Here is a 25,121-nt window from a genome sequence, read left to right as displayed (position 1 = left end):
CATCCCGTGACACCGCGCCCCACCATGAAGGCAGCAGTCGTCACCGACTTCGGCAAGCCCCTGGAGATCCAGGACCTGCCCGTCCCCGAGCCCGGACCCGGACAACTGCTCGTGGAGATGGAGGCGTCCGGGCTCTGCCACACCGACATCCACGCCGCCCACGGCGACTGGCCCGTGAAACCCACCCCGCCGTTCGTCCCCGGCCACGAGGGCGTCGGCACGGTCCGGGCGGTCGGCGCCGGAGTCCCGGGCGGACTGACGGGCGAGCGGGTCGCCGTCCCCTGGCTCGGATCGTCCTGCGGCACCTGCCGACACTGCGTCTCCGGCTGGGAGACCCTGTGCGCGTCCCAGGTCAACACGGGCTACTCCGTCGACGGCTGCTACGCCGAGTACGCCGTCGCGAGCGCCACGGCGGTCGTCCGGGTGCCCGACGCGGTGTCGTCCTTCGACGCCGCCCCGCTGACCTGCGCCGGCGTCACCACGTACAAGGCGATCAAGGTCGCCCGGGTCACCCCGGCCGAACGGGTCGCCGTCTTCGGTATCGGCGGCCTCGGACACCTCGCGCTCCAGTACGCGCGCCTGGTCGGCGGCTTCGTCACCGCAGTCGACCTCGAACCCGGCAAGCTGGGCCTCGCCCACCGCCTCGGCGCCGACCGGACCGTCAACGCCCGCACCCACGACCCGGTCGAGGAGATCAGGCGGGCCGGCGGCGCGGACGTCGCCGTCGTCCTGGCGGCCTCACCCACGGCCTTCGAGCAGGCGTACCGGTGCCTGGACCGGGGCGGACGGCTCGTCATGGTGGCACTGCCCGCCGACGACGCGGCGATCAGTGTGCCGGTCTTCGAGACCGTGCTCGGCGGCATCTCCGTCCTCGGCTCCATCGTCGGCACCCGCCAGGACCTGACCGAGGTGTTCGCGCTGCACGCGGCCGGACGCACCCGGATCATCGCCGAACCCCGGCGGCTGGAACAGGTCAACGAGTCCTTCGACGAGGTCCTCGGCGGCCGGGCCGAGGCGCGGCTCGTCTTCGAGTTCTGAGCACTCCGGCCGTTTCGAGAGGTCCGGGGCCCGGCACCACCGGGCCCCGGGGAGAGGCAGCAGATCATGGCCACCGTCACCGTGGGCGTGCCGCGCGAGCGGACGCCCGGCGAACGCCGCGTCGCCCTCGTCCCCGAGGCCGTCGCCCTCCTGCGCACGGCGGGCATCGACGTCCTGATCGAGACCGGGGCAGGCTCCGCCGCCTGGTTCACCGACGCCGACTACACCGCGGCGGGTGCCGAGACCGTACCCTTCGACGTCCTGTGCGCACGCGCCGACGCCGTCCTGTGCGTGGGACCGCCGGACGCGGACAGCGCCCGGGCACTGAGGAGCGGGCAGACCCTCGTGGGCCTGCTGGAACCGGCCCGCCACCCCGGCCTCGTGCGGGACCTGCGCGGACGCGGGGTCCGCACGATCAGCCTCGACCTGCTGCCCCGCACCCTCAGCCGGGCCCAGGCGATGGACGCCCTCACCTCACAGGCGAACGTCGCCGGCTACAAGGCCGCCCTCGTCGCCGCCGAGGCGTACGACCGCTTCCTCCCGATGCTGACCACCGCGGCGGGCACCACACGTCCGGCGCAGGTCCTCGTCCTCGGCGCCGGGGTGGCCGGACTGCAGGCCATCGCCACCGCCCGCCGCCTCGGCGCCGTCGTCACGGCGTACGACGTACGCCCCGCATCCCGAGGGGAGGTGGAGTCACTGGGCGCCCGGTTCCTCGACATACCGAGCCCGCCGCCACAAGAGGGACCGGGCATCGAGCGAGGCGGTTACGCGAGGGAGCTGACAGCCGGGGAACAGCGGGCCCAGCGCGCCGCGCTCGACGCCCACATCGCCCGCTGCGACATCGTCATCACCACCGCCCAGGTACCGGGCCGCAGGCCGCCGCTCCTGGTGAGCCGGGACGCGCTGAAACGGATGAGGCCCGGCTCGGTCGTCGTCGACCTCGCCGCGAGCGGCTCCGGCGGCAACGTCGAGGGCTCCGAACCCGACAAGACGGACGTCCTGGAAGGCGGCGTCACTCTCATCGGCGCCGGACGGCTGCCGTCGGCGACGGCCACCGCCGCGTCCACGGCCTACGCCCGCAACCTCGTCGCCCTCCTGCGCCACCTGGTGCGGGACGGCGTACTCGTCCTCGACCCGGCCGACGAGATCACCGCGGCCCTGATGGGAGGCGACACACCATGAACGACCTCGATCTGCTCACCGCGATCACCGTGTTCGTCCTGAGCGTGCTGGTCGGCGTCGAGGTCATCAGCAAGGTGCCCGCGACCCTGCACACCCCACTGATGTCCGGTTCCAACGCGGTGCACGGCATCGTCGTCATCGGGGCCATGCTGATCGCCGCCGAGTCCCACACCTGGCCCGGTCACGTCCTGGCCTTCGTCGCCATGGTGTTCGGCGCGATGAACGTCGTCGGCGGCTACGTCGTCACCGACCGGATGCTGGAGATGTTCAGGGCCCGGCCGCAGGCCGGGACGAAGGCCGGGACGAAGGCGGGGGAGTGAGCGGCCATGGTCTCCGACGCCGTCCACTACGTGTTCCTGGCCGCGGCGGCCTGCTTCGTCCTCGGTCTGCATCTGATGAACCATCCGCGCACGGCCCGCCGCGGCAACGCTCTCTCCGCCGCCGCCATGTCCCTCGCGGTCGCCGCCGCCGTGTGGCTCGTCGCCGACGAGGGCGCGATCACCCGCACCGGCTGGCTCGTCCTGGCCTCGGGCGGACTCCTCGGCGCCGCTCTCGGCCTCTGGGCGGCACGCGAGATACGGATGACCGCCATGCCCCAGCTGGTGAGCGTCTTCAACGCCGTCGGCGGCGGTGCGGCGGCGCTGATCGCCGTGAACGACCTGCTCCAGGCCCGGGACCCGGCGGGAACCGGCGTACGGGTCTCACTGCCCGGCGCGCTCGACATCGTGATCGGCGCCGTCACCTTCTCCGGATCGCTGATCGCCGCCGGGAAACTCCAGGGCGTCGTCTCCGGAGCGCCGGTCGTCCTCCCCGGGGCGCGGCTGCTGAACCTGCTGCTGCCGGCCTCCTTCGTCGCCGGCACGGTGTGGCTCGTGCTGGCTCCCGACTCCCGGCCGGCCCTCTACGGCCTCGTGGCGGTCGCGCTGCTGTTCGGCGTGAGCATGGTGCTGCCCATCGGCGGCGCCGACATGCCCGTCGTCATCGCCCTCCTCAACGCCTTCACCGGGTCCGCCGTCGCGATGGCGGGCTTCGTGCTGAACGAGACCGCGCTGATTGTCGCCGGCATGCTCGTCAGCGCCTCGGGCGGCATCCTCACCAAACTGATGGCCGACGCCATGAACCGCTCCGTCGCGAACATCGTCGTCGGCGGCTTCGGCACCGGCGACAGCTCCCCCGCCGCGGCCGGGGGAGCCCCGGCCCAGGTGCGCTCCCTGTCCGCCGACGACGTCGCGATCCAACTGGCGTACGCACGCAAGGTGATCCTCGTCCCCGGGTACGGCCTCGCCGCCGCCCAGGCACAGCACGAACTCGGCGCCCTGGCCCAGCTGCTCACCGACCACGGCGTCGACGTCGGATACGCCGTGCACCCGGTCGCGGGCCGGATGCCGGGCCACATGAACGTCCTGCTCGCCGAGGCGAACGTGCCCTACACCCGGCTCAAGGAGATGGACGACGTCAACCCCGAGTTCCCGCAGGCCGACGTGGCCCTCGTGATCGGCGCCAACGACGTCACCAACCCGGCCGCCCGCCGCCCCGGCAACGCGATCTCCGGGATGCCGATCCTCGACGTCGACAAGGCCCGCAGCGTCGTCGTCATCAAACGCTCCATGGGCCACGGGTACGCCGGCCTCGACAACGAGCTCTACACCGACCCGAGGACCGGGATGTTCTTCACCGACGCGAAGAAGGGACTGACCGAACTGAAGACGGCCCTCGGCGAGTACGTCGGCTGACGCGACGGACACGGCGGGCCCCGCGCGAGGACCGCGGGGCCCGCCGCACGGGATCACTCCTGCGCCACCATGTCGATCGCCCCCGACGGGCACTCCGCGGCACACAGCCCGCAGCCCTTGCAGTAGTCGAGGTCGATCGCGAACCCCCGGCCCGGACCGAGCTTGGTGATCGCGTTGTCGGGGCAGACGCCGTAGCAGTTGTCGCACTCGAAGCAGTTCCCGCAGGACATGCAGCGCCGTGCCTCGAAGAGCGCGGTGGACCGGTCGAGGCCCTGGACCACCTCGTCGAAGGTGGACACGCGGCGGGCCGGCGCCAGGCGGGGCCGCACGGAGGCCGGGGCGTCGGAGTAGTACCAGGTGTTCAGCCGGTCGGCACTCGCGGGCGGATGCTTCGGGCCGGGCACGTAGGACGTGCCCCGTAGGAAGGCGTCGATGTGCCGGGCCGCCTTCTTGCCGTGCCCCACGGCCACGGTGACCGTCCGCTCGGCGGGCACCATGTCGCCGCCGGCGAAGACACCCTCGTGGCCGGTCAACAGCCCGTCGGCCACCTGGACCGTGCCGTGGTCGACGGTCAGGTCCGGCATGCTCGCGACGAGGGACAGGTCGGACTCCTGGCCGAGCGCCAGCACCACCGAGTCCGCCTCCAACTCCTCGAACTCGCCCGTGGGCCGCGGGAACCCCGTCTCGTCCAGGGCCATCCGCTCGATGGTCAGCCGGCCCTCGTCCGCGTGCTTGATGGTGGACAGCCACTTCATCCGCACGCCCTCCTCCAGCGCCTCCTCGACCTCCTCGTCGTGCGCGGGCATCCGGTCACGGGTGCGCCGGTAGACCACCACGGCGTCGGTGGCACCGAGGCGGCGGGCGGTGCGGGCCGCGTCCATCGCCGTGTTGCCGCCCCCGTAGACGGCGACCCTGCGCCCCAGCAGCGGGGGCTCCTGCCCCTCCATGCTGCCGAGCAGCGCCACCGCGTCGAGGATCCGAGCGCTGTCCCCTGCCGGGAGATAAGCCCGCTTGCCGATGCCCGCGCCCACCGCGAGGAACACGGCGTCGAAGCCGCCGTCCTCCCGCGCTGCCGGCACGTCCCGCACCCGCGCGCCCGTCTCGAAGACGACGCCCAGCGCGCGGATCCGGCCGATCTCCGCGTCCAGCACCTCGCGGGGCAGCCGGTAGCGCGGGATGCCGTACCGCATCATCCCGCCGAGCCGCTCCTGCGCCTCGCGCACGGTCACCTCGTGGCCGAGCAGCCGCAGGTGGTAGGCGGCCGACAGGCCGGCCGGACCGGAGCCGACGACCAGGACCCGCCTGCCCGAGACGGTGGCGGGCGGGGCCACGCTCCAGCCCTGCCGGATCGCCTCGTCACCGAGGAACCGCTCCACGGAGTTGATGCCCACCGCGTTGTCGACCTGCACACGGTTGCAGGCACTCTCGCACGGGCGATAGCAGACCCGGCCCATCACGGCGGGCAGCGGGTTGTCCCGCATCAGCTCCCGCCAGGCCGACTCGTAGTCGCCGCTCTCCGCGTGGAACAGCCACTGCTGGATGTTCTCCCCGGCGGGGCACGCCTGGTTGCACGGCGGCAGCCGGTGGACGTACTCGGGACGCTCGGTGCGCCAGGCCCCTGTGTGGTTGGCGAGGCTGGACCCCACGTCGAGAGTGATCGCGAACGGTTTCTCCTTCACGGCGCTTCCTCCTCGGCGAGCCCGAAGCGGGCGACATTACGGTCGGCGGCCCGCTGGAGACGGGCGATCACGTCCGTGCGGACCTCGGGCTCGAAGAGGTGCGCGTACCGCTTCTGCGGGCGCAGATACTCCTCGACCGGGATCCGCCGCCGGATCGGCGTCACGTCGGTGACCTCCCCGTCCACGGCCTCGAACACCGGGAACAGGCCGCACCGCTCGGCCAGCCGCGCGACGCGCACCGTGTCGTGCGACGCCGTGCCCCAGCCCAGCGGACAGGGCACCAGCACGTGCAGATAGCGGGCGCCGCGCATCCCCATCGCCCGGTGCACCTTGGCCTCCAGGTCGCGCAGCCCGGCGACGGTCGCGGTGGCGACGTACGGGATGCCGTGCGCCATCGCGATCAGCGGCAGGCTCTTGCCCTGCCCGAAAGGCGCGCCCGTCTGGGTGGTGGCGGTGCGCGCGGCCGGGGGAGTGGCCCCGGAGCGCTGCACACCCGTGTTCATGTACGCCTCGTTGTCGTAACAGACGTACAGCACATCGTCGTCACGCTCGAACATGCCCGACAGACAGCCCAGCCCGATGTCCACCGTGCCGCCGTCCCCGCCCTGCCCGATCACCCGGACGTCCGTGCGGCCCTGGGCACGCAGCGCGGCGGCGACCCCCGCCGCGACAGCGGGCGCGTTGCCGAACAGCGAGTGCAGCCACGGCAGTTGCCACGACGTCTCCGGATAGGGGGTGGAGAACACCTCCAGGCACCCGGTCGCGTTGACCGCGATCACCTTCCCGCCGGACGCCCGCTGCGCCGCGTCCAGGACGTACCGGGCGCCGAGCGCCTCTCCGCACCCCTGGCAGGCCCGGTGCCCGCAGGTCAGCGCGTTGGACCGGTCCGGGTCGGCCTGGCCGGAGCGCAGTGCGGGGGCCAGTAGCCGGTTCCCGGCGGCGAGACTGCCGACCTGGTAGAACTTCACCTGCCGTGCGCCGCTCATCGGTTGCTCCCCACGTCCCGCAGGATGTTCTCCGCCGAAGGACCCGACCGCCGGGTGCGCGCCATGCGCGCCAGCTCCCGCTCCACGAGCCCGGTGTCGAGGTCCAGGAAGGTCAGCTCGCCCAGCCGCCCGGCGAGCGCGTCGTCGAACAGCCGGTGCAGCGACGCCTTCGTGATCGCGCGCCCGCCGAGCCCGGCGACCACCGTGTGGCCGTCGAGACGGATCCCCGACAGCGCGGTGCGCACGTTCGCCGACACGATCCCGCCGACGCCGACCGAGAACGCCCGCTCCAGCACGACGACCCGACGGGCCCCGCCGAGCACGGCCCGGACCTCCTCCAGCGGGAACGGCCGGAACGACGTGACGGCCAGGGCGCCGATCCGCACCCCACGCTCGCGCATCTCGTCCACGACGTCGCACACCGTGCCGCACACCGACCCGAGCGACACGACGACCGTGTCGGCGTCCTCGCAGGCGTACGGGTGGACCAGCCCGCCGCTCACCCGCCCGAAGACCTCCCCGAACTCCGCCGAGACGCGGGGAATCGCCTCCAGCGCCTGCGTCTGCTTGGCGTGGGCGAGGTAGCGCACCTCGGTGAAGGCGTCCGGTCCCACCATCGCGCCGATCGACACCGGCTCGGCCGGATCCAGGACCTGCCGGGGCTCGAACGGCGGCAGGAACGCGTCCACCCGCTCCTGGTCCGGGACGTCGATCCGCTCCCACGCGTGCGTGAGCACGAAGCCGTCCATGCACACCATCACCGGCAGCGACAGCTCCTCCGCCAGCCGGAACGCCTGCGGGTGCAGGTCGGCGGCCTCCTGGTTGTCCCGGGCGTACAGCTGGATCCAGCCCGAGTCCCGCTGGGACATGCTGTCGCTGTGGTCGTTCCAGATGTTGATGGGCGCCCCGATCGCCCGGTTGGCGACCGTCATCACGACCGGCAGTCCCAGCCCGGAGGCGTTGTAGAGGGCCTCCACCATGTACAGCAGGCCCTGACTGGCGGTCGCGGTGTAGGCACGGGCGCCGGCCGCCGAGGCGCCGATGCACATCGACATCGCCGCGAACTCCGACTCCACGTTGACGTACTCGCACGGGTCGAGCGTCCCGGAGCGCACCAGACGGCTCAGTTCCTCGACGATGTGCGTCTGCGGCGAGATCGGGTAGGCGGCGATCACCTCGGGCCGGCAGTGGGCGACGGTCTCGGCGACCGCGCGCGAGCCTTCAGTCTGCTTCCACATGCGCGTGCTCCTCACACAGGCTCCGGACGAGTGCGTACGCCTCCTGTGCGGCGTCCGCGTTGGCCCGGCCCAGCCGGCCGGGGAAGCGTTCGAGGATCGCCGCGGTCAGCGCGTCGAGGCCCACGCAGCCGGTCAGCGCGGCCAGTCCGCCGAGCAGGGCGGCGTTCGGCACCGGGCGGCCGATGCGCCGAAGGGCGAGTGCGGTCGCGGGGACGGTGAGGACGCGACAGGGAAGCGGGCCCAGCCCCAGGGCGTCGGCGTCCCCGGGGGAGTTGACGAGGACGGCGCCGCCGGGCCGCAGCCCCTGGAAGACGTCCACCTGGTGCAGCAGCGTCGCGTCCTGGACGACGAGGGCGTCGGGGCGGGTGACCGGTTCACGCACCCGGATCGGCCGGTCGTCGATCCGGCAGAACGCCAGGACCGGAGCACCGGTGCGCTCGGAACCGAAACTCGGGAACGCCTGCGCGTGCCGGCCCTCGTCGAACGCCGCCACCGACAACAACTCCGCCGCGGTGACGGCTCCTTGACCGCCGCGGCCGTGGATGCGCACCTGGAACACGGCAACTCCCTCCCGCCGGGGCCGGTGGTTTCAGTCCTACCGTGCGCTCCGGCCGGGTCTCAGGGGCCGAACGTCCCCGACGCCGGGGTCGGGCGGCACGGAATCCGCCGGGGACACCGCACCCTCACCCGGCCCGGGCCCGAGACGGCCGAGGAGATCACGACGGCTGCGGCCACGGCCGCGATCCTGAGCACCGGCCCGCACAGGAGCGAGCGGAACGGGACCGTTCACGGCATGCCCCCGTACGGAGGCAGGGAGGCTCGCAGGCCCGCCCCCGGCACGCAGGCCAGGGGAACCACCGGCCCGGCCGCCGGCCGGCAGGGCTCCTCGTAACTGAGGAGCTGCTGCAGGCTGTCGGCCCTGCGGGACTGTTCGTCCGCCGCGGCCGCGTCACCGCAGGCATTCAGGGCGCCGGCGTACACACGGGTGAGCCAGATCACGTCACGGCGGTGCTTCCAGGTCTTGTCCGGCACATGCCGGTCCAGGATGTCCAGGGCCTGCCCGGCCAGGTCGCGGGCTCGCCGTGGATGGCACAGGCCCAGCTCCAGCGCGGCCCGCACACCCATGGTGCGCGCGTTGTGCGCGCGTTGGGCGTTCTTCTCCTCCGGGGCCATGTCCGCGTGATGACGGTGGGCTCTCTCGGCCCACCTCGCCCCTTCTGCCAGCAGCGCCGGAGCGTCGTCCCGGCCGGGTTCCCCGGCCTTGCCGAGATACGCGCACGCCAGATCGCGCAGTGCCTCGGTGTACTGCGGGCGTGAGGCCTCCCGGTACTGGTGCTCCAGGTCCTCGTACAGCGCGACCGCCTCGCGGAGGACCCTGATGCCGTCGTCCCACTGACAGCGCTCGTTGTGGCAGCGCCCCAGGACGGCCACCGTGCGGGCGTAGTCGCGTTCCCACCGGCCGCTGTGCCGGTCCAGCAGACGCCGGTAGACGTCCCTGGCGCAGGTGGCCGAGGCGACCGCCTTGACGAACTCCCGCGGGTCGGCCGCGTCGGCCTGGCGTTCGGCGAGAACGCGCCAGGCGAGGGCCTGGGCCTCGGGTATCTCCCAGGAGCGCAACGACTCCTCGGCGGACCCGGGGGGGGGGGCAGCTCGCCGGAGACCAGGGCGCAGGCGTCGGCCGCGGCCTGGAGCGCCTCACGCCAACGGCCCTTGTCCGACAGCGAGTCCGACAGGTTGCACTGGGCGATGCTGAGATAGCGGTGGTGCGAACGGTCACGGTGAGTATGCAGCAGCGTCTCGTAGAGACGTACGGACTCGCGAGCGGCCTCCAGCGACTCGGTGAGCCGTCCGGTCTCGCGATGGCGCACCCCGGCGTTGCTCAACGCGTGGGCCTTGCCCAGTTGGTACGCGTACGAGTCGTCGGTACGGGTCAGGACGGTGAACTGCTGGAGCGCCAGCAGAGCGCGGTCGCGGGCGTCGCCCCGCCGCCCGGCGTCGGCCAGGACACGGGACAGCTTCCGGTTCTCGGTCGCCCTGCGGAACTGTGTCTCATGGCTGAGCGGCTCCTGGGCCGAGTAGAACTCGACCGCTTTCCGCCGAAGGACGATCGCCAGCGACTGGAGGGCGTCCGGGCACGATTCCTCCAGCTCCTGAGCGGCGGCGGCGGTGAACTCTCCGGCGGGCAGGTTCCGGAAGATCGTCTCCAGGGCGGCCGCCAGCGACCTGGTGGTGGTGCCGTCGGGGGTCTCCTGGGTGGCACGGACCAGGCCGACCAGCGCGGGCGCGTGTTTCTCGACCGCGACGCGCAGCGCTTCACGGAGCGTGGTGTCCGACGGCTCCCGCGCATCGTCGGCGAACGCCGCGGGGCTGATCACCTGGAGGGTGGCCAGCGCCTGCCTGGCCCACACCTCGGGCTGGTGGAGCGGGTCCACGTCCAGCGCCTGGGACAGCAGATCCGGAAAGGCGCGGACCGTGTTCGCCACCAGGTACTGCGCGAGCCGCGCGGGGCGCAGCGGGCGCAGCGCGCCGTATCCGTCGATGCGTTCCTGGAAGTAGCGGACGAACCGGCGGCGGTGCTCCTCCGAGGCGTCCCGCAGATCCGGCACCATCCGCAGGCGCTCGGCGGCCTGGCTCTCCTGCTCGCCCGCTGTGGTCCCGCCGGCGAAGGCCATGCTGGACACCGCCACCACCCTTTCGAGCAGGACCGGGTCCGCCGGCAGACCTGCCCGCGCGGCGTTCTTGAGCCAGTCCTCCCGCTCCAGATCGAGCACCTGCGCGTAGAGGGTCTTCGCGTGAGACAGCGCCGCGCTCTCCAGGCCCCACGAGGGGTCGAGGAAACGCCGTGCGTCCGTCATGGCGAGGATGAGGACGAACAGACAGCCGGCGAAGTCCGGGGCGGAAAGGTCCTCGGACGCGTGCGGCAGGCCGTCGCCCTCGTGCCACCGGGCGTCCCTGAGCAGGAAGGCCCGGCACGCGCGCTCGTAGATGTCCTGGCGTTCCCCGGCGTCGGGCGAGCGGAGGCGGTACGGCTCCTCCTCCGCCACATCGCCGTAGCGGCGCCGGAAGTCGGCCCACCAGTGGCCCTCGTGCCGGGCGGTCGCCAACAGCCGCACCTGCTTGCCCCCGCCCCTGTGCCGCAGCAGGGCGTCGAGCTGGCCGACCTTGGCGTCGGCGTCGTCGACCACGACCAGCAGATCCTCGTCCAGGCCCATCAGGCGAAGGACACGCTCCTCGAGCGGCTTCAGCAGCCCCGCGACCCAGCCCAGGCCGGTCATCCGGCCGCACAGCTCCCGCGCCAGGCGGGTCTTGCCGATCGAGCGGTCACCGGTGACGAGCCGTACCGACACCGCGTGCGGGGCCGGGGCCGTGCACCACTCCGTCAGCTCACGCAGTTCTTCCTCGCGTCCGCAGAAGTCCACCACGCTGTAGCGGGGAAGCAGAAGATCCGCTGCCGACGGGTCGTCGGGCAACGGGTCATAGGGATGCTCCAGCACCTGCTGCCCCCTCCAGACCGGTTCGAACACCACGTGCTCGGCACCACCCTCCGCCAGCGCGCGCAGGAACGTGTCCTGCCCGCTCAGCAACTGGACGGGGATCACCTTGAGCCGCCCACGCTCCTCGGGCACGCACGCGCCGAGCAGGCCGAGCAGCCTGCCTTCGCTGAAGACGGCGGCTCCCGACGCCCCGTGCCACCGTTCGCCGGCGAAGGAGCCACTGGTGACCTGGAAGACGTGGTACCAGCCGGGCCGGCTCGGCCCGGTCACCGTGCCCGAGCCGGGGATCAGGCGCCCCCACGCGTGTTCCAGGTTCTGCCGGTGATCCTCGACGGCCAGTACCGGGAAGGCGTACGCCTGTGCCGTGAGCGGTTCGTCGCCGGTGAGCCGGCCCCACCGGACCGGCGGAGTCCTGCCCAGCCTGAAGGGGTCCTCCTTCTCGGCGCCCAGCAGGGCGAACCCGTCCACCCCGGTGCCGCGGAAGCCGTCGCTGAGCGCGATGACACGGAACCGCGCGGCCGCGCTCGCCTGCAGACCGCCCGGCAGGGTGCCGGGCCGCAGCACCCGTACCTCGGCCCAGGTGCCGATCCGGCCGACACAGTGCGCGGCGGTGAGCACCAGCCCCGGTGCGACCAGGTAACCGGTGGACTGCCGTTGCTCCGCCCGTACGACCGCGACCCGCCGCAGCTCAGGGGAGGTCATGGAACCCACCGTCCGGACCGGAGATCAGGGCGGGGTCCGCCATGCTCAGCCGGATCGTCATCCGCTGGGTCGCGCAGTCGCTCCGGCCGGCGCCCGCCTCCGCGCCGGCCACCCAGAACCTCACCCCGCCCACAGCCTTGGCGTCCCTGGTGACCTGCACGGTCGTCTCCAGATCGATCCCCTCCACACGGAAGCGGGGCCCGCCGGTTCGCTCCCCGTCCCGCTGCGCCTCCTCCAGGGACCGGCGCAGCGCGGTGATCATGCCTGCCAGCTCGATCGGCCGGTTCTCCGTCATGGACCCTCCCCGTACGGTGCGTGCCGCCTCCCCGGGGGGACACGGCCGTCCACTGCGCCCCCCGCCGCCCTCATCCCCGCGCCGGTCCTCGCACCAGTTCCCGGGCGATCTCCGAAGCCCAGGCGTCGACGGCGGCCCAGTCCCGGTAGTCCCGGAACCGGCCGCCCATCAGCCGGAACAGCAGCCGCCCGGTGCGCGGGAACTGGGTACGCGCCACGACGCCGGTGAACAGCCGGTGTTCCGCGCAGGACAGATCGCCGGGCAGCGCCGCGAGAATCATCGGTGTCTCCTTGGGCCCCAGCCCCCGCCACGGTCCGCGCAGCGCGTCCGGCATCCCGACGCTGAACAGCCATACCGGGCGGGCGGTGAGCAGATCGAGATTGTCGAACGTGAAATCCCGGGCGGGCACCAGCCACGCCTGGTTGTGCACGGCGCTGCCGAGGACGAACGCCCGGTACGCGTCCGCGTCGTCCACGGTCTCCAGCGGCCGGGCCTCGGAGCTCAGGCCCGCCGAGCGGATTCCGGACGCGATCCGCTCGGCGATCTCCCGCGTGGAGCCGTGCGCGGTCGCGTATCCCACCAGCACGTCCATGTCCTCACCTCGACATCTGTGTACGCGGCTGAACGAGCCGCGGTGTGCCGCTGTGCCGATCCTGGGCCCGCACCGCCGTGACCCGGTACGGGGCGTACGGCCCTCCCGCCCTGCGACGGGTCCTCACGAGAGAGGCCGTACGGCCCAGCCTCCGCTGCCCGTGCGGCACTGGGGACACGCCCCGCGGGCGGTGTTGGCTGGAGAGGCAGGGAGGAGGCTGCCATGAGCGTCACGCGCCCGACCGCGTGTCCGCCACGCCGGACACGCCGCCCACTGCTCCTCGCCACGGCCACCGTACTGGTGGCGTCCCTGGCGACGGCGTGCGGCGACAGCACCGCGAGCACGTCCTCCGGGAGCACGGACGGTGTCACCGGGGGAACGTCCGGGAACGCGGGCACCGCGCCCCGCCGGAGCGGACCGGCATGTCCCGGTGCCACCGGGACGCCAGGCGGCCCCGCCACGCCGGCACCCCCCGAAGCGGCCCAGCGCCGGGTGCGCACCTCGGTGTACTTCCTGCACGGTGAACAGGTCTCACCCGCCCCGCGCACCGTTTCCACGCCCGCCACCGCGGCCGGCTCCCTGCGCGCGCTCCTCGCCGGCCCCGACCGCTACGAACGCGACCACGGACGCACCACCTCCATCCCGGCGGGCACCCGGCTCCGTTCGATCGCGGTGCGCGGACACGTGGCCACGATCGACCTCTCCGGCCGCTACGACGACGGCGGCGGAACGCTCTCCATGCGGGCCCGCCTCGCCCAGGTCGTCTTCACCGCGACCCGCTTCCCCACGATCCGGAAAGTCAGCTTCGAACTGGACGGCGAACCGGTGACGGCCTTCGGCGGCGAGGGCATCGTCCTCGACCACCCCGTGGGCCGCGCCGACTTCGAGGACCTGGCGCCGCTCATCCTCGTCGAGTCGCCGTTGATCGGTGACACCGTCCGCACACCGCTGCGGATCCGGGGGAGCGCCAACACCTTCGAGGCGACACTCAGGCTGAAGCTCACCGACGCGGCCAAGCGCACCGCGGCCGACGTCCTGGTCACGGCCACCTCCGGCACCGGCACACGCGGCACGTTCGACGTGACGGTCCCCTACAAGGCCACCCGCTCCGGCGCCGGGAAGCTCACCGCGTACTGGAACTCCCCGAAGGACGGACGGCCGGTGATCGAGGACACGGTGCCGCTGCGCATCCAGCGGTGACCGACGGCCGGCGGCGACTCACGCCGGCCCCGTGGGCCGGGGGCAGCGGGTGCCTGCGGCCCACGGCTTTCATGTGCGGTGAGTTCGTCCCGTCCACCGGGCGGCTGACGAGAGGCCGCAAGGACGGGGTCACGGGCAACGCCGGCATTCCGAAGGCGTACAGGGGATTCTGCCGCCTTTCCGGCGTGACGGGAGGGTCCGAAGGGAGAGGGCCTGTTCCCCGGAGTTCAGCACCCCGTGGTGCCGCAGCAGGCGTTCGGGGCGGCGTGCGTGTGCGACCTGATCGGCCCGTTGGACGTCTCCCAGCCGACCCTCTCCCACCACCTGAAGGTGCTGCACCTGGGTGTACCACTGGGTGCTCCCCGGTACCCTGGCCAAGCTCTGCGCCCTGCTGCGGACCCCTGCCGTGCCCACGAGGGAACCCGCGTGATCCCGGTGTCACGGGCGTGGCGGCCGGCGCCGGGACCCGGGCCACCGAGCGAGCCGCGACATCGGTCTGCGACGGCCGGCCGACTCACCGGCCACTGTGCCCGGCCGCCCCTGCCCGGCCTCATCTCCAGGGGCGCGCCTCAACCCTGCCGCGACACCCGCCCCTGGCCCCCCGGCCGCCCCGCAGCCGGCGGTCCCGGCCCGCGAGAGGTGGCCGCATACATGCCCGCCCGGATCACCGGGGGCCATCGGTGGCGCTGCCCTCACGAACGCCGTGTCGGTCCGAGTGCTGTGCGGTGGTCGGCGCACGATCGTTCCGCCGGACAACCGCGGGGGCGAACCGGGCGCTGCCGCAGGACCGGCCTGGCCGGTCTCCGGGCCCGTCCGGGCGGCCGGACGCACGTGGCGCCGGTGGCGGCACCGGCCCGGTCCTGTTCGCCGTCGCCTTCGGGCCCATGGCGTCCGCGACCGGGGACGAGGTCGCCACTCCGCACGGCGAGCAGCGGCCCGCCGAATCCGCCCGACCCGACGAAGAAAACGCTGTTGCCCCATGAATACTCCCGCCGTCCCGTCCGTGCTGTTCGTCCGCGTCCACAACGCCGGCCGGTCCCAGATGGCCGCCGCCTTCCTCACCCACCTCGCCGGGAACGAGGCCGAGGTCCGCTCGGCCGGCTCCGCGCCCGCCGGCGCGGTGCACCCCGCCGTGGTCATCACGATGGGCTGCGGGGACGCCTGCCCCTGCTTCCCGGGCAAGCGCTACCTGGACTGGAAGCTGGACGACCCCGCCGGGCGGGACGTCCAGGCGGTCCGGCCCGTCCGGGACGAGATCGAGCGGCGGATCCGCGGCCTCCTCGCCACCCTCGGCATCGAGGCGCCGGCGTGAGCGCGGCCACCGGTGTACGCACGCGCGACCCGCGGACGGCGCGCGAGCCCGGGAACCGGACGGCGGCGGGCGATCCGGGGCGGCGCGGGCCGGACGAGGCGGCTCAGCGGGCGACCGCCAGAACGCCGGAGTCCAGGGCCCGCCCGGCCGGACGACGCGGAGTCGCGGCGCCCTGCGGACCGTAGCCGAGCCGGATCACCATCTGCGCGTGGGCCCTGTGGCCGTCCGTGCCGGGAAGGAGCTGTTCACGCAGGTCGGGCCATTCGAGGGCCTGGTGCAGCAGAGAGGCGCGCAGCCCGTGGGCGGTGGCCGTCAGCAGGACGCGTTCCAGGGCCTGACCGGCCCGCAGCCAGTCGGCCCGCCGGTCGTGGGCGGTCGACAGCACGGCGAGCGACGGGCACTTCTCGAAGGGGCGGGCGGCGAGGTCCGCCGGGTGCCGGTGGGCGCCGAAGTCGCGCAGGGGAATCCGCTCCCGGAAGTCCTGCGGCCCGAGCACGCCGGGCGGCAGGCCGAGGCTCCCCCCGTCCGGTCCGTGCACCCAGCGGCGGCTCTCGACGGCACGGTCGGCGTCGGCGGTGTTGCGGCGCTCGGCGTCCCAGGTGAGCCGCAGCAGCCGGTCCGTGTCGCGCGGGCCGGGACGGCTCAGCATGGCCCCTTCGCTGTGCGCGGCCTCGGCGAGTTCGGTCAGGACCGCCGTGGGGATCGGCACGTCGAAGAACGGGAGCCTGCTGCTGTGCCGGTGCCACAGCGCCTCGTACAGCCGCGCGGCCACCATGCCCCGCACCGGTCCGCCGAGCCGGACGGTGGCGAGCAGATCGGGTTCGCCGGGCGAGGGAAGCAGCCGGGTCACCGGCACCCGGCCGACGCGTGCCACGGCCACCCGCAGGTTGAGCACCGCGCAGCCGACGGAGAGGTGCAGGGCACGGCCCGTCGGGTCGATGTGCCGCAGCCCGCGGTGGGCCTCGGCCCGCACATCGAACGCCGTGCCGTCAGGGGAGAGCCGGAACCGCCAGGGCTGGGTGTTGTGCAGGGACGGCGCCGTCACGGCCGCCGAGACCAGGGACTGTGCCGCCGGGACACTGAGCGCTGCGGACCACATCGGTACTCCTCCCCGCCCCGCGCCACGGAGCCGGTGGGCCTGGGAAGCGGACTGTGCCCAGTGTGCTGTTCCCCCGCCGGGCGGGGCAGGGGCCGTCCGGCACCAGGGGTGGACCGGGCGGCCCCCTGTGGTGCGGCCCGGGTCCGTGGTCGTCTGGAGAGAGCCGGCCGAGAGGAGGAGCGCCGTGCACGGACCACCGTGGCCGGTGTGCCGCAGGCGGTACGGGCTGCTCGCGGTGACCTCCGCGGGCGTCGCCTTCACGCTGAGCGTCCTGCGGGACGCGCTGGACCTGCGACGCCGCCGGGAGTGCGCCGCGCGAGCCCGGCAGTCGCCGGGGGCGCCGGGGTCCACGCCCGGCGTACGGCCGGAGAGCCCCGGCGCACGGCCGGAGAACGGGCCAGGAGGTGCCCGCCATGCCTCGTCACGTGACCGTGGGAGTAGACGGATCGGCCGAGAGCCTGGCCGCCGCACACTGGGCGGCCAGGGAAGCCCTGCGCCGGGGCGTCGGGCTGAGGGTCGTCCACGTGTGGCCGCGCCCCCTGAACCCGGCCGGCTCCGGCGCCGGGCGTGAGCGGGCCGACCGCACCGTCGACCGGGTCGCCTCGGGCATCCGGACCACGCACCCCCGGTTGCGGATCGTCGAACGGCTGGTGCCGGACGCCGCGGTCGACACCCTGGTCGCGGAAGCGCGCCAGGCGGATCTGCTGGTGCTCGGCTCCCGTGGGCTGAGCGGCCTGAGGGGGTTCGTCGTCGGGTCGGTCTCCCACCGGGTCCTGGCCCGGTCGACGGCTCCCGTGGTGCTCGTCCGCGCGGGGACGACGTTCGCCGCCGAACACCTCCCGGCGACGGACGGGGTCTCGCCGGAGGAGATACCCGGGCTGCCGTACCGGGACGTCGTGCTCGGGCTGGACCTGCCGTGCCCCGGGGGCGAACCGGTCGAGTTCGCCTTCGCGTCCGCCCGGCGCCGGGGGACCGGGCTGCGGGTCGTCCACACGTACTGGCGCGCGGGAAGGCACACCGCGCGCGGCCTCGCGGGTCCGGCGCCCGCGGATCCGGGCGCCCGTGAGGAGGGGGCCGTGGCCGCGGCGCTGCGGCCGTGGCGCGAGAAGTTCCCGACGGTGCCCGTGACCGAGACGGTCGTCGAGGCGGACGCCGCGGCGGAACTCGTGCGCGCCGCGGCCGGCGCCGCCCTGCTCGTCGTCGGCCGGCGGACCGGGGACGGCCGCGGAGGGCCCTGCCTGGGCGCGGTCACCCACGCGGTCCTGCACCACGCGGGATGCCCCGTCGCCGTCGTCCCGCACGCCTGAGCCGGCCTCGCCGAGGTGACGGCCCCGAGAAGGACGCCCGCCCCATGTGCTCGACGGGACCGCGCGCCGGTGGGACCGGGCCGCCGCGATGCCGTGCGGTTCGGAAGCCGGACCGGAGAGAAGGCCCGGCCGTACAGCCGCCCGGTCGCACGGGCGGGACCGCGAGGGCCCTGACACCGGGCCGCTCGGCCCTACCCGGCAGACCCGGCGGGCCGGGACGCTGGAGACGGTCAACGGAAGGGTGGCACGTCATGTCAGCGCCGTACGAAGCCCCTGCCCTCACGAGCCCCGGTCACGCGGCCTTCCACCTGGCCCGCGCCGCCGGCAGCGCGCCCTCGGTCCACAACACGCAGCCCTGGTCCTTCGTCGACGAGGGCGGGGACCACGGTTTCGAACTGCACGCCGATCCCGGACGGCGGCTTCCCCTGACCGATCCGGGAGGCCGGCAGATGGTCATCAGCTGCGGAGCGGCCCTGTTCAACGTGCGGGTCGCCGCACGGCACCTGGGCTTCCAGCCCGTCGTGACCCCGTTTCCGGACCTCACGCGCCCGGACTTCCTGGCCCGCGTGCGCTGGGGCGCACACGCGGCGGTGACCCGCGAGGTGACCGCGTGGGAACGGGCGATGACCCTCCGCCACACACACCGCGGGCCCTTCGGTCCCGAGCCCCTGCCGTGGCCCTTCGTCGAAGAACTGCGCGACCAGGCCCGTGCGGAAGGCGCCCTGCTGCAGACGATCGACGACCCGGCGAGGCTGAGGATCCTCGCCCGTGCGGTGCGGGACGCGGAGTCCGCGCACCGCGCGGCCCCCGGACACGTGGCCGAGGTGTCGGGGGAGGCCGGCCCCGCCCGGCGGCCGTGGCGGGAACGAGTGCCCTACGAGGCGTGCCGTACCGACCCGGACCGCACACTCCTCTCCGGGCGCGACTACGCCGGCCGCCGGGTCGAGTGCGACAACGGGGTGCGGCGCTGGAGCGAACGCTCCGGCACGGTCGTCGTCCTGTCCACCGTCCACGACACCCGCGCGGAATGGCTGCGGGCGGGACAGGCGCTTCAGCGGGTCCTGCTGTGCGCGGCGGTCCACGGGGTCATGGCCGCCTTCCACACCCAGCCGCTGGAATTCCCCGCCCGGCGCGCGGAGGTGCAGGAGCGGCTGACAGGGGACCAGATCCCCCAGCTGATCCTCCGGCTCGGTCACACCTCGCAGGCATGGCCCACCCCACGCCGCCGGCCCGCCGAGACCCTGGCCGCCGTGTTCCCGCGCGAGCAGGCCCGGCGGCCGCGCACGGCGGAGGTGACGACGGCCGTCGTCCGGGCCGCCACCGGCCGCGCATGACACGTCGCCCCTGGTCGCGACACCTGTGGCGTCCGAGGGCCCTCCCGCCTGGGCCGACAGGCCCGTGCGGGTGGGGCCTGTCGGCCCAGGGGGAGAGAGCCGGTCGGCATCTTTGTGCGGTGGTGTCCGCGGCGCGAGAGTGAGGGACGATCCCGCGAGACGGGCGGCGACGAGGCTCCGCACCAGGGAGGACCCTCCCACCGCGTTCCTCGCCCCGGGCCGGTCGGTGCGACGGAGCGGGAAGGGGAAGCGTTCCGTGGGACGGCGCCGGCACAGGGACCGGCGCAGGCCGTTGCGGCGGCATCCGGTAAGAGGGGCGGGCAGGTGGTCCCGCCCCGGTGCCGGGCCCGTGCGAGACCGGTCGAGGACACCGTCGTCGTGGTCGGCCCTCGGACGGAGCACGGGCCCGGCACTCGGGTCGGACGGTGCTCGCCGGGCGGGCTCACCCGGGGGATGCCGCGTGGGTCCGCGGTTCGGCTGCACCCTGGTCCAGGCGGAACGGCGGGTAGACGTCGGTGAGCAGCGCGGCATAGGCCACGACCCGGACCGCCCACCGGTTGAGGCCGATGACCAGATCGAAGATGCCGCGTGGATACACCCCGGTGAACAGCAGGGCGGCCCCGGCGAAGAGCACCAGGAGCGACAGGAGGCCGCCCGGGATCCAGGCCGGGCGCGGTCCTCCGCACAGCAGGCCCAGGACCAGGTAGTGGGGGAGGGCCAGGAGCCACCACTTCACCAGGACCAGGCCGCGTGAGAGGTGCTTCGGGTAGGCCACGTCCAGCCGGGCGGGGTAGTCGGGGACGTCGGCGAGCGTGAAGGGCGGGTAGCGGTCGGTGCCCAGGGCGCCGTAGGCGTAGTAGCCCACCCGCCAGCTCCAGCGCAGCACCCCGGTGGTGAAGTCGAACAGGGGACGTGGATAGCGGCCGGTGAACAGGACGGCGAAGAACGCCACCACGCCCACGACGACGCACGCCGTCCACAGCAGGACCAGGACGACGTAGTGGGGGAGGGCCAGCAGCCACTTGACCAGCCACAGCCAGCGCGAAAGCCCGGGCTCGGGCACGGCGCTGACCTGGACCGGATGGACCGGTCGGACCGGGGGCGGTGACGCCTGCGAGGTGTGCTCGGTCATGGTGCGCGCTCCCTTCGGGAGAAGTCGTGGTGCACGAACGCACGGACGTGCCGCCGCACCCCGAGCGGTGAGGAACCAGCGGCTCGGTCGGTCCGCACGACCGGGACCCCTCGGACATCGGCGCCGCACGCGCCGGAAGGCGGCTTCCCACCCACCATCACCACGACACGGGGTTGCCCGGCAGGGCCGATCGGACTGTTCCGCGGGGCGAACGGCCCTCTCACGGCCGGTGCTGCCCGTCCTCCGGCGCCGCTCCCGTCCGGCCGCGACCGTCGCCGCCTCCCCGCACGGCGACGGGAACAGCCGGCCCGCCCGCGACGGACGTCACCCGGGCACCACCGCGAGCGGACACCTCGTGCGCCGCGCGACGGCGTCCGCGACCGGGCCCAGCCCGCGGGCGCCGGCCCGCCTCCCCAGCACCAGCAGTCCGGTGCCCCGCGAGGCGTCGGCCAGAGCGGTCACCGGGCCGCACAGCGCCACGTCCTCCCAGACCCGCACATCCGGGTACTTCTCCTGCCAGGGGCGCACCGTGTGCGCCAGGAGCCTGCCCTTGCGGGACGAACGGTCGGCGTACGCGACACGCTCCCTCTTCCCGCCCGGGCCCGCCTCGGCGTGCAGGGTGTGCAGCCAGGCTCCGTGCAGCCGTGCGCTGTCGAAGGCGAAACCGAGGGCCCCTTCCGCCGGATCACGGGCATCGACAGCGGCGGTGATCCGGCTCTGACGACGGGGTGGCTCCGCGTCGCCGGGCCGGCTCGGCACCAGCACCACCGGACAGCGGGCCGTCGCGGCCACGGCCGACGCCGTCGACCCCAGGGCCAGCCCGGCCCGGCCGCCCTCACCGCGCAGACCGAGCACGATCAGGTCCGATGCCGCGGCGTGCGCGCCGATGACGTGGGCGGCGACACCCGTCGGCCACCGGCATTCGACCGCCAGACCCGGATGCCGCGCGGTGAGCTCGGCCGCGACAAGAGCCACCGCCTGTTCCGGGTGGTGCGGCCACCCGTCCGCCCCCTCGGGCCCGCCCGGGGGCGTCACATGCACCACCCGCAGGGGCAGCGAGCGCCGGACCGCCTCACCGGCCGCCCAGCCGGCGGCGTCACGGGCACGCAGGGACCGGTCCACACCGACGACGACCACGCGTTGCATGACATGTGCCTCCTGACGAGAAGACCCGGCGGCCTCGCGCACGCCGGGCGGGATACGGCCGGTCACCTCGCCGGCACCGAGGTCAGACGGCGCCTCAGCGCCAGTGCCGCGAGCGAGAGGAGCGCCGCCGCGAAGGCGGCGAGGACACCCAGGTCGGGCAGGATCGCCGCCAGGTCCCCGTCATGGGAGAGCAGCGTCGTCCACGCGTCCACCGCCCAGGCGTGCGGCACCGCGTGACCGGCCGTGCTCAGCCAGCCGGGGACGAGCACCAGGGGCCACATACAGCCCCCCAGCATGCCCAGCACGATCCCCGACGCCGGACCGACCGCGTGCACCTGCTCCGGAGTCCGCGCCAGCGCCCCGGCCAGCACACCCGCCCCCGTGCCGACCAGCGCCCACAAGGCCACGAGGACCGCGGCGGCGAGCGGGTCGCCCCAGCCGACGCCGAAGGCGACCGCACCGACCCCCACGATCACCACGGACTGGACCAGCGCCAGCAGCAGATGCGCGACCGTCTCGCCGAGCACCAGGGCACCGGTGGGCACCGGAGCCGCGAGGGCACGGGCGTACACGCCCGTCCCCCGGGTCCCGACGATGGCCGCGCCGCCCCCCAGGGCGTTGATGAACACGAACAGCACCAGCATGGTGGGCGTGCTGTAGCTGTAGCCCAGCGGCAGGAATTCGCTCTGCCCGTCGACCGTCCGGGTACGCACGGTGACGGGGACGGAGGTGTGTCCGGTACGGCGGGCCACGGCGAGATTCCCGTCGAAGGTGCCGCCGGCCTGTTCGGTCGCGAAGCGCGCGGCCTGCAGCCGCGCGGCGTGCGCGGCGACGACGGCCGACACGGAGGAGACGGCGGCGTGCCCGGTGCTGCCGGAGGGCTCGACGAGCACGGTGACGGTGACCTCGCGGCCGGCCCGGACCTCCTCGTCCAGAGCCGCGGGCACCAGCACCACCGCGTCCAGTTCGGCCCGTCGCAACGCGGTGCGCGCGTCCGCGGCGTCCGCGTACCCCCGGGTCCGCAGGCCAGGCGCCCGCTCCAGGTCCGAGGTGAGCTCCTGGGCGAGGGGACCCGGTCGCCCGGCCGGGACCAGCCCCACCCGGAACTCGTCGAACCCGCGGATCGTGACCCCGAGCACGACGATGATCGCCACCGGGAGCAGCACCATGAAGAACAGGGCCGTGCGGTCGCGCACCGTCCGCAGCACGGTGGCCCAGGTCACGGCGAACGCGGTCATCGCGGCCTCCTCAGACGCAGCAGCACGGCCGTCACGGCCACGACGGCCCCGCAGAACGCGGCGATGCCGAGCAGCGGAGCCCCGACCGCGGCCCAGCCGCGCACCCCGGTGCCCAGGTCGGTGAACCCGCGCAGGGCCCACCCGTTGGGCGTGAACAGCGCGAGACGGCGTATCGCGGGCGTGCTGCTCGCGGCGAAGACGAAGTTCCCGCCGAGCAGGGCGAGCGCGAACACCGTGATCGACGCGAGCCCCTCGGCCTGCCGCTCGGACCGGGCGAGCGCGATCACGAGCGCGGTCAGGCACACCACCGCCACCGCCATGGCCACACCGAGGACCGCCACCCCGAACGGGTCGGCCCAGCGGGCACCGAAGGCCAGCCACGACACGACCGTCACGCTCACGAGGCCCGCCAGGCTGTACACGAAGGCCGACAGCGACTTGCCGACCAGCAGCACGCCACGCCCGACGGGCGCCGCCGCGATCCGGTCGAGCGTGCCCTGATCCCGCTCGACGAAATAGCCGCGTGCCCCGAACCCGACCGTGAACAGCACGAAGAACATGCCCATGCTCGGCCCGAAGTAGCTGATGACCTTCAGCGGATCGTCGGACAGCCCCCGCGGCCGGGCCTGTTCCGGCAGCCGCAGCCGGGCGGCCTCGGCGGCCAGCCGCGCGACGTCCCGGGACGGCGCACCCGCCGCCACCGCCGTCGCCACGGACAGCCGGTCGGCGTCGACCTGCGCGACATACGACTCGGTGACCGCGCGCGCGAGCTGCGCCTGGAGACCGAAGTCGACGCTGTCGAACACCGTCACGGGCGACGCGCCGCCACCGCGCACCGAGGCCGTGAACCCCTCGGGCACCACGATCGCCGCGTGCACCCGCCCCGCGTCCACCGCCCGCCGCGCCGCGCCCGCGTCGTCGTACCGGCGCACCCGGACCGTACCGGCGAGCTGCGGACCGCCGAGCGCTCGGGCGAGCCCGGCCGCGGCCGGACCCCGGTCCAGGTCCACAACTCCGAGGTCCGCGCGGAACTCGGAGTTGTGCTGGAAGGCCAGGGCCATCAGCGCGGAGATCAGCACCGGGGCCAGGAACACGATCACCCAGGCCGACCTGTCACGCAGCCGCTGGCGCAGGTCCTTGGCCGTGATGGCGAACACGACACGCACGAGCGCTCACTCCCTCAGGGCGGTGCCGGTCAGATGGAGGAAGACCGTCTCCAGATCGGGTTCGTCGATCTCCACACCGCGGATGTCGACGCCGTTGTCGTGGGCCAGCGCGATGAGGCCGGGCAGCAGACTGCGGGCGTCCTCCACGACCAGCTCCACGACCTCGCCGCGCTCACCGGTGCGGGCCACGCCCCCGACGCGCGCGAACGCGCGGCACGCCTCGGTGTACGCCGCCAGGTCCCCCACGGCCGTCAGCCGCACCCGGTCCCGCTCGGCCACCAGCGACACCAACTCGCGTGGAGCGCCCTCCACGACGAGGCGGCCCCGGTCGATGATGCCGACGCGGTCGCAGAGGCGTTCGGCCTCCTCCATGTAGTGCGTGGTGTAGAGGACGGCCATGCCCTGCTGCCCGAACCGGGTGACACTCTCCATGATCGCGTGCCGGCTCTGCGGATCGACGCCGACCGTCGGTTCGTCCAGCACCAGCAGCGTCGGCGCGTGCACCAGCCCGGCGCCGATGTTGAGCCGTCTGCGCATGCCGCCGGAGAGCGAGTCGACCCGGTCACCGGCCCGCTCACGCAGTTCGACGAGGTCCAGGACCTCGTCGACGCGCCGTTCCCGGACCCGGCGCGGCAGCCGGTACAGGCGGCCGAAGAAGCGGAGGTTCTCCCGGACACTGAGGTCCGGGTACAGGGCCACGTCCTGGGGGACGAAGCCGATGAGCCGTTTCGCGGGCCCCGCGGCCGTGGTCACCGGCCGGCCCGCCACGTGCACGGTCCCCGCGTCGGGACGCAGCAGCCCGCACACCATTCTGATCGTGGTCGTCTTCCCGGCGCCGTTCGGCCCGAGCAGCCCGTACGTCTCACCGGGCGCGACGCTCAGGCTCACACCGTCGACGACGGCGCGTCCGCCGAAGCGCCGCACCAGGCCGGAGCAGTCGAGCACAGGGACGTTCATGAGATCTCCTCAAGACGCGAGCGAGACGTGGCTCTCTTCCTCCTGCGCGAAACGCGGCCGCGGCACGGCGTGCGGCCCGTGGAGACAGGCCCGCGGATCGTCGGCCTGCTCCGGCGGCGGGCGCCCGCGTCGACGACACCGCCGCGCCCTCGGTCCGTCCCCAGCCTCGGCGCGGCCCGCCCGGTGTGCGAGAGCCGACCGGCGCGTTCGGGAGGGCCGTACGGCCCTCGGCCCCCGGACGGCCGGAAGGCGCACGTCCGCCTTCCCGGACACCGCACCGCACAGGAC

21 protein-coding genes and 1 pseudogene are annotated in these 25,121 nt (G+C 74.0%); 9 read left to right on the top strand and 13 right to left on the bottom strand.

Translation table 11 applies throughout. The annotated features are described in order from the left end of the window. The first annotated feature begins 24 nt into the window (after positions 1-24). From IAG44_RS01550 to IAG44_RS01535, 4 genes are all read left to right on the top strand, one after another. Positions 25-1,038, top strand: a complete 1,014-nt coding sequence (locus tag IAG44_RS01550; protein WP_187752444.1) for a zinc-dependent alcohol dehydrogenase — start codon at positions 25-27, stop codon at positions 1,036-1,038. Positions 1,039-1,104: 66 nt separating this feature from the next. Then, positions 1,105-2,223, top strand: a complete 1,119-nt coding sequence (locus tag IAG44_RS01545) for an NAD(P) transhydrogenase subunit alpha (RefSeq protein ID WP_187745324.1) — start codon at positions 1,105-1,107, stop codon at positions 2,221-2,223. Next, positions 2,220-2,543 (top strand): NAD(P) transhydrogenase subunit alpha part 2, encoded by a 324-nt coding sequence (locus tag IAG44_RS01540; RefSeq protein WP_187745323.1) that lies wholly within the window; start codon positions 2,220-2,222, stop codon positions 2,541-2,543. Before IAG44_RS01545 ends, IAG44_RS01540 begins: the two co-directional genes overlap by 4 nt. Before the next feature lie 6 nt (positions 2,544-2,549). Beyond that, a complete protein-coding gene (locus tag IAG44_RS01535) occupies positions 2,550-3,956 on the top strand; it encodes an NAD(P)(+) transhydrogenase (Re/Si-specific) subunit beta (RefSeq protein ID WP_187745322.1) in 1,407 nt (468 codons plus the stop codon). A gap of 53 nt (positions 3,957-4,009) precedes the next feature. Here IAG44_RS01535 and IAG44_RS01530 read toward each other — a convergent pair whose 3' ends face one another. The 7 genes from IAG44_RS01530 to IAG44_RS01500 all read right to left on the bottom strand — a co-directional run bounded on the left by IAG44_RS01530 (position 4,010) and on the right by IAG44_RS01500 (position 12,942). Beyond that, positions 4,010-5,635, bottom strand: a complete 1,626-nt coding sequence (locus tag IAG44_RS01530) for an NAD(P)-binding protein (RefSeq protein ID WP_187745321.1) — start codon at positions 5,633-5,635, stop codon at positions 4,010-4,012. After that, entirely contained in the window at positions 5,632-6,621 is a 990-nt protein-coding gene (locus IAG44_RS01525; RefSeq protein ID WP_187745320.1) for a thiamine pyrophosphate-dependent enzyme, read from the bottom strand. The genes IAG44_RS01530 and IAG44_RS01525 overlap by 4 nt, the downstream gene beginning before the upstream one ends. Continuing rightward, positions 6,618-7,859, bottom strand: coding sequence for a pyruvate ferredoxin oxidoreductase (gene porA, locus IAG44_RS01520; protein WP_187745319.1), 1,242 nt, complete (start codon positions 7,857-7,859; stop codon positions 6,618-6,620). The genes IAG44_RS01525 and porA overlap by 4 nt, the downstream gene beginning before the upstream one ends. Then, the gene (locus IAG44_RS01515) at positions 7,843-8,418 is read right to left on the bottom strand and encodes a 2-oxoacid:acceptor oxidoreductase family protein (RefSeq protein ID WP_187745318.1); all 576 of its coding nucleotides are present in this window, start codon (positions 8,416-8,418) and stop codon (positions 7,843-7,845) included. The genes porA and IAG44_RS01515 overlap by 17 nt, the downstream gene beginning before the upstream one ends. Before the next feature lie 436 nt (positions 8,419-8,854). Continuing rightward, entirely contained in the window at positions 8,855-12,055 is a 3,201-nt protein-coding gene (locus IAG44_RS01510) for a hypothetical protein (protein WP_187745317.1), read from the bottom strand. Then, positions 12,042-12,350, bottom strand: coding sequence for a trypco2 family protein (locus IAG44_RS01505; RefSeq protein WP_187745316.1), 309 nt, complete (start codon positions 12,348-12,350; stop codon positions 12,042-12,044). The genes IAG44_RS01510 and IAG44_RS01505 overlap by 14 nt, the downstream gene beginning before the upstream one ends. 70 nt (positions 12,351-12,420) lie before the next feature. Next, a complete protein-coding gene (locus tag IAG44_RS01500; protein ID WP_187745315.1) occupies positions 12,421-12,942 on the bottom strand; it encodes a flavodoxin domain-containing protein in 522 nt (173 codons plus the stop codon). A gap of 222 nt (positions 12,943-13,164) precedes the next feature. Here IAG44_RS01500 and IAG44_RS01495 point away from each other — a divergent pair, with 222 nt between their 5' ends. The 3 genes and pseudogenes from IAG44_RS01495 (at position 13,165) to IAG44_RS01485 (ending at position 15,454) form a co-directional block, all read left to right on the top strand. Next, the gene (locus tag IAG44_RS01495) at positions 13,165-14,142 is read left to right on the top strand and encodes a GerMN domain-containing protein (protein WP_187745314.1); all 978 of its coding nucleotides are present in this window, start codon (positions 13,165-13,167) and stop codon (positions 14,140-14,142) included. 237 nt (positions 14,143-14,379) lie between these two features. After that, positions 14,380-14,448, top strand: a pseudogene (locus IAG44_RS44660) (transcriptional regulator); the annotation flags it as partial. Between the two features lie 673 nt (positions 14,449-15,121). Further along, entirely contained in the window at positions 15,122-15,454 is a 333-nt protein-coding gene (locus IAG44_RS01485) for an arsenate reductase/protein-tyrosine-phosphatase family protein (protein WP_187745313.1), read from the top strand. A gap of 103 nt (positions 15,455-15,557) precedes the next feature. Here IAG44_RS01485 and IAG44_RS01480 read toward each other — a convergent pair whose 3' ends face one another. After that, the gene (locus IAG44_RS01480; RefSeq protein WP_187745312.1) at positions 15,558-16,553 is read right to left on the bottom strand and encodes an Acg family FMN-binding oxidoreductase; all 996 of its coding nucleotides are present in this window, start codon (positions 16,551-16,553) and stop codon (positions 15,558-15,560) included. Between the two features lie 413 nt (positions 16,554-16,966). Here IAG44_RS01480 and IAG44_RS01475 point away from each other — a divergent pair, with 413 nt between their 5' ends. Further along, complete coding sequence (locus tag IAG44_RS01475; protein ID WP_187745311.1) at positions 16,967-17,860, top strand: universal stress protein; 894 nt, start codon at positions 16,967-16,969, stop codon at positions 17,858-17,860. Positions 17,861-18,111: 251 nt separating this feature from the next. Beyond that, positions 18,112-19,194, top strand: a complete 1,083-nt coding sequence (locus IAG44_RS01470; protein WP_187745310.1) for an Acg family FMN-binding oxidoreductase — start codon at positions 18,112-18,114, stop codon at positions 19,192-19,194. 442 nt (positions 19,195-19,636) lie between these two features. Here IAG44_RS01470 and IAG44_RS01465 read toward each other — a convergent pair whose 3' ends face one another. The 5 genes from IAG44_RS01465 to IAG44_RS01445 all read right to left on the bottom strand — a co-directional run bounded on the left by IAG44_RS01465 (position 19,637) and on the right by IAG44_RS01445 (position 24,833). Then, positions 19,637-20,326 carry a DUF4389 domain-containing protein gene (locus tag IAG44_RS01465; protein ID WP_187745309.1) on the bottom strand — a complete coding sequence of 230 codons (690 nt, stop codon included), beginning with the start codon at positions 20,324-20,326 and terminating at the stop codon, positions 19,637-19,639. Positions 20,327-20,650: 324 nt separating this feature from the next. Continuing rightward, positions 20,651-21,472 (bottom strand): universal stress protein, encoded by an 822-nt coding sequence (locus tag IAG44_RS01460; protein WP_187745308.1) that lies wholly within the window; start codon positions 21,470-21,472, stop codon positions 20,651-20,653. Between the two features lie 62 nt (positions 21,473-21,534). Then, positions 21,535-22,710, bottom strand: a complete 1,176-nt coding sequence (locus IAG44_RS01455) for an ABC transporter permease (RefSeq protein WP_187745307.1) — start codon at positions 22,708-22,710, stop codon at positions 21,535-21,537. Beyond that, the gene (locus IAG44_RS01450; RefSeq protein WP_187745306.1) at positions 22,707-23,876 is read right to left on the bottom strand and encodes an ABC transporter permease; all 1,170 of its coding nucleotides are present in this window, start codon (positions 23,874-23,876) and stop codon (positions 22,707-22,709) included. Before IAG44_RS01450 ends, IAG44_RS01455 begins: the two co-directional genes overlap by 4 nt. A gap of 6 nt (positions 23,877-23,882) precedes the next feature. Then, positions 23,883-24,833: an ABC transporter ATP-binding protein gene (locus tag IAG44_RS01445; RefSeq protein ID WP_187745305.1), complete on the bottom strand. Its 951-nt coding sequence runs from the start codon at positions 24,831-24,833 to the stop codon at positions 23,883-23,885. Positions 24,834-25,121 lie beyond the last annotated feature (288 nt).

The organism is Streptomyces roseirectus, assembly GCF_014489635.1.
Lineage (GTDB): Bacteria > Actinomycetota > Actinomycetes > Streptomycetales > Streptomycetaceae > Streptomyces > Streptomyces roseirectus.
This window is presented reverse-complemented; position numbering and strand designations above follow the sequence as displayed.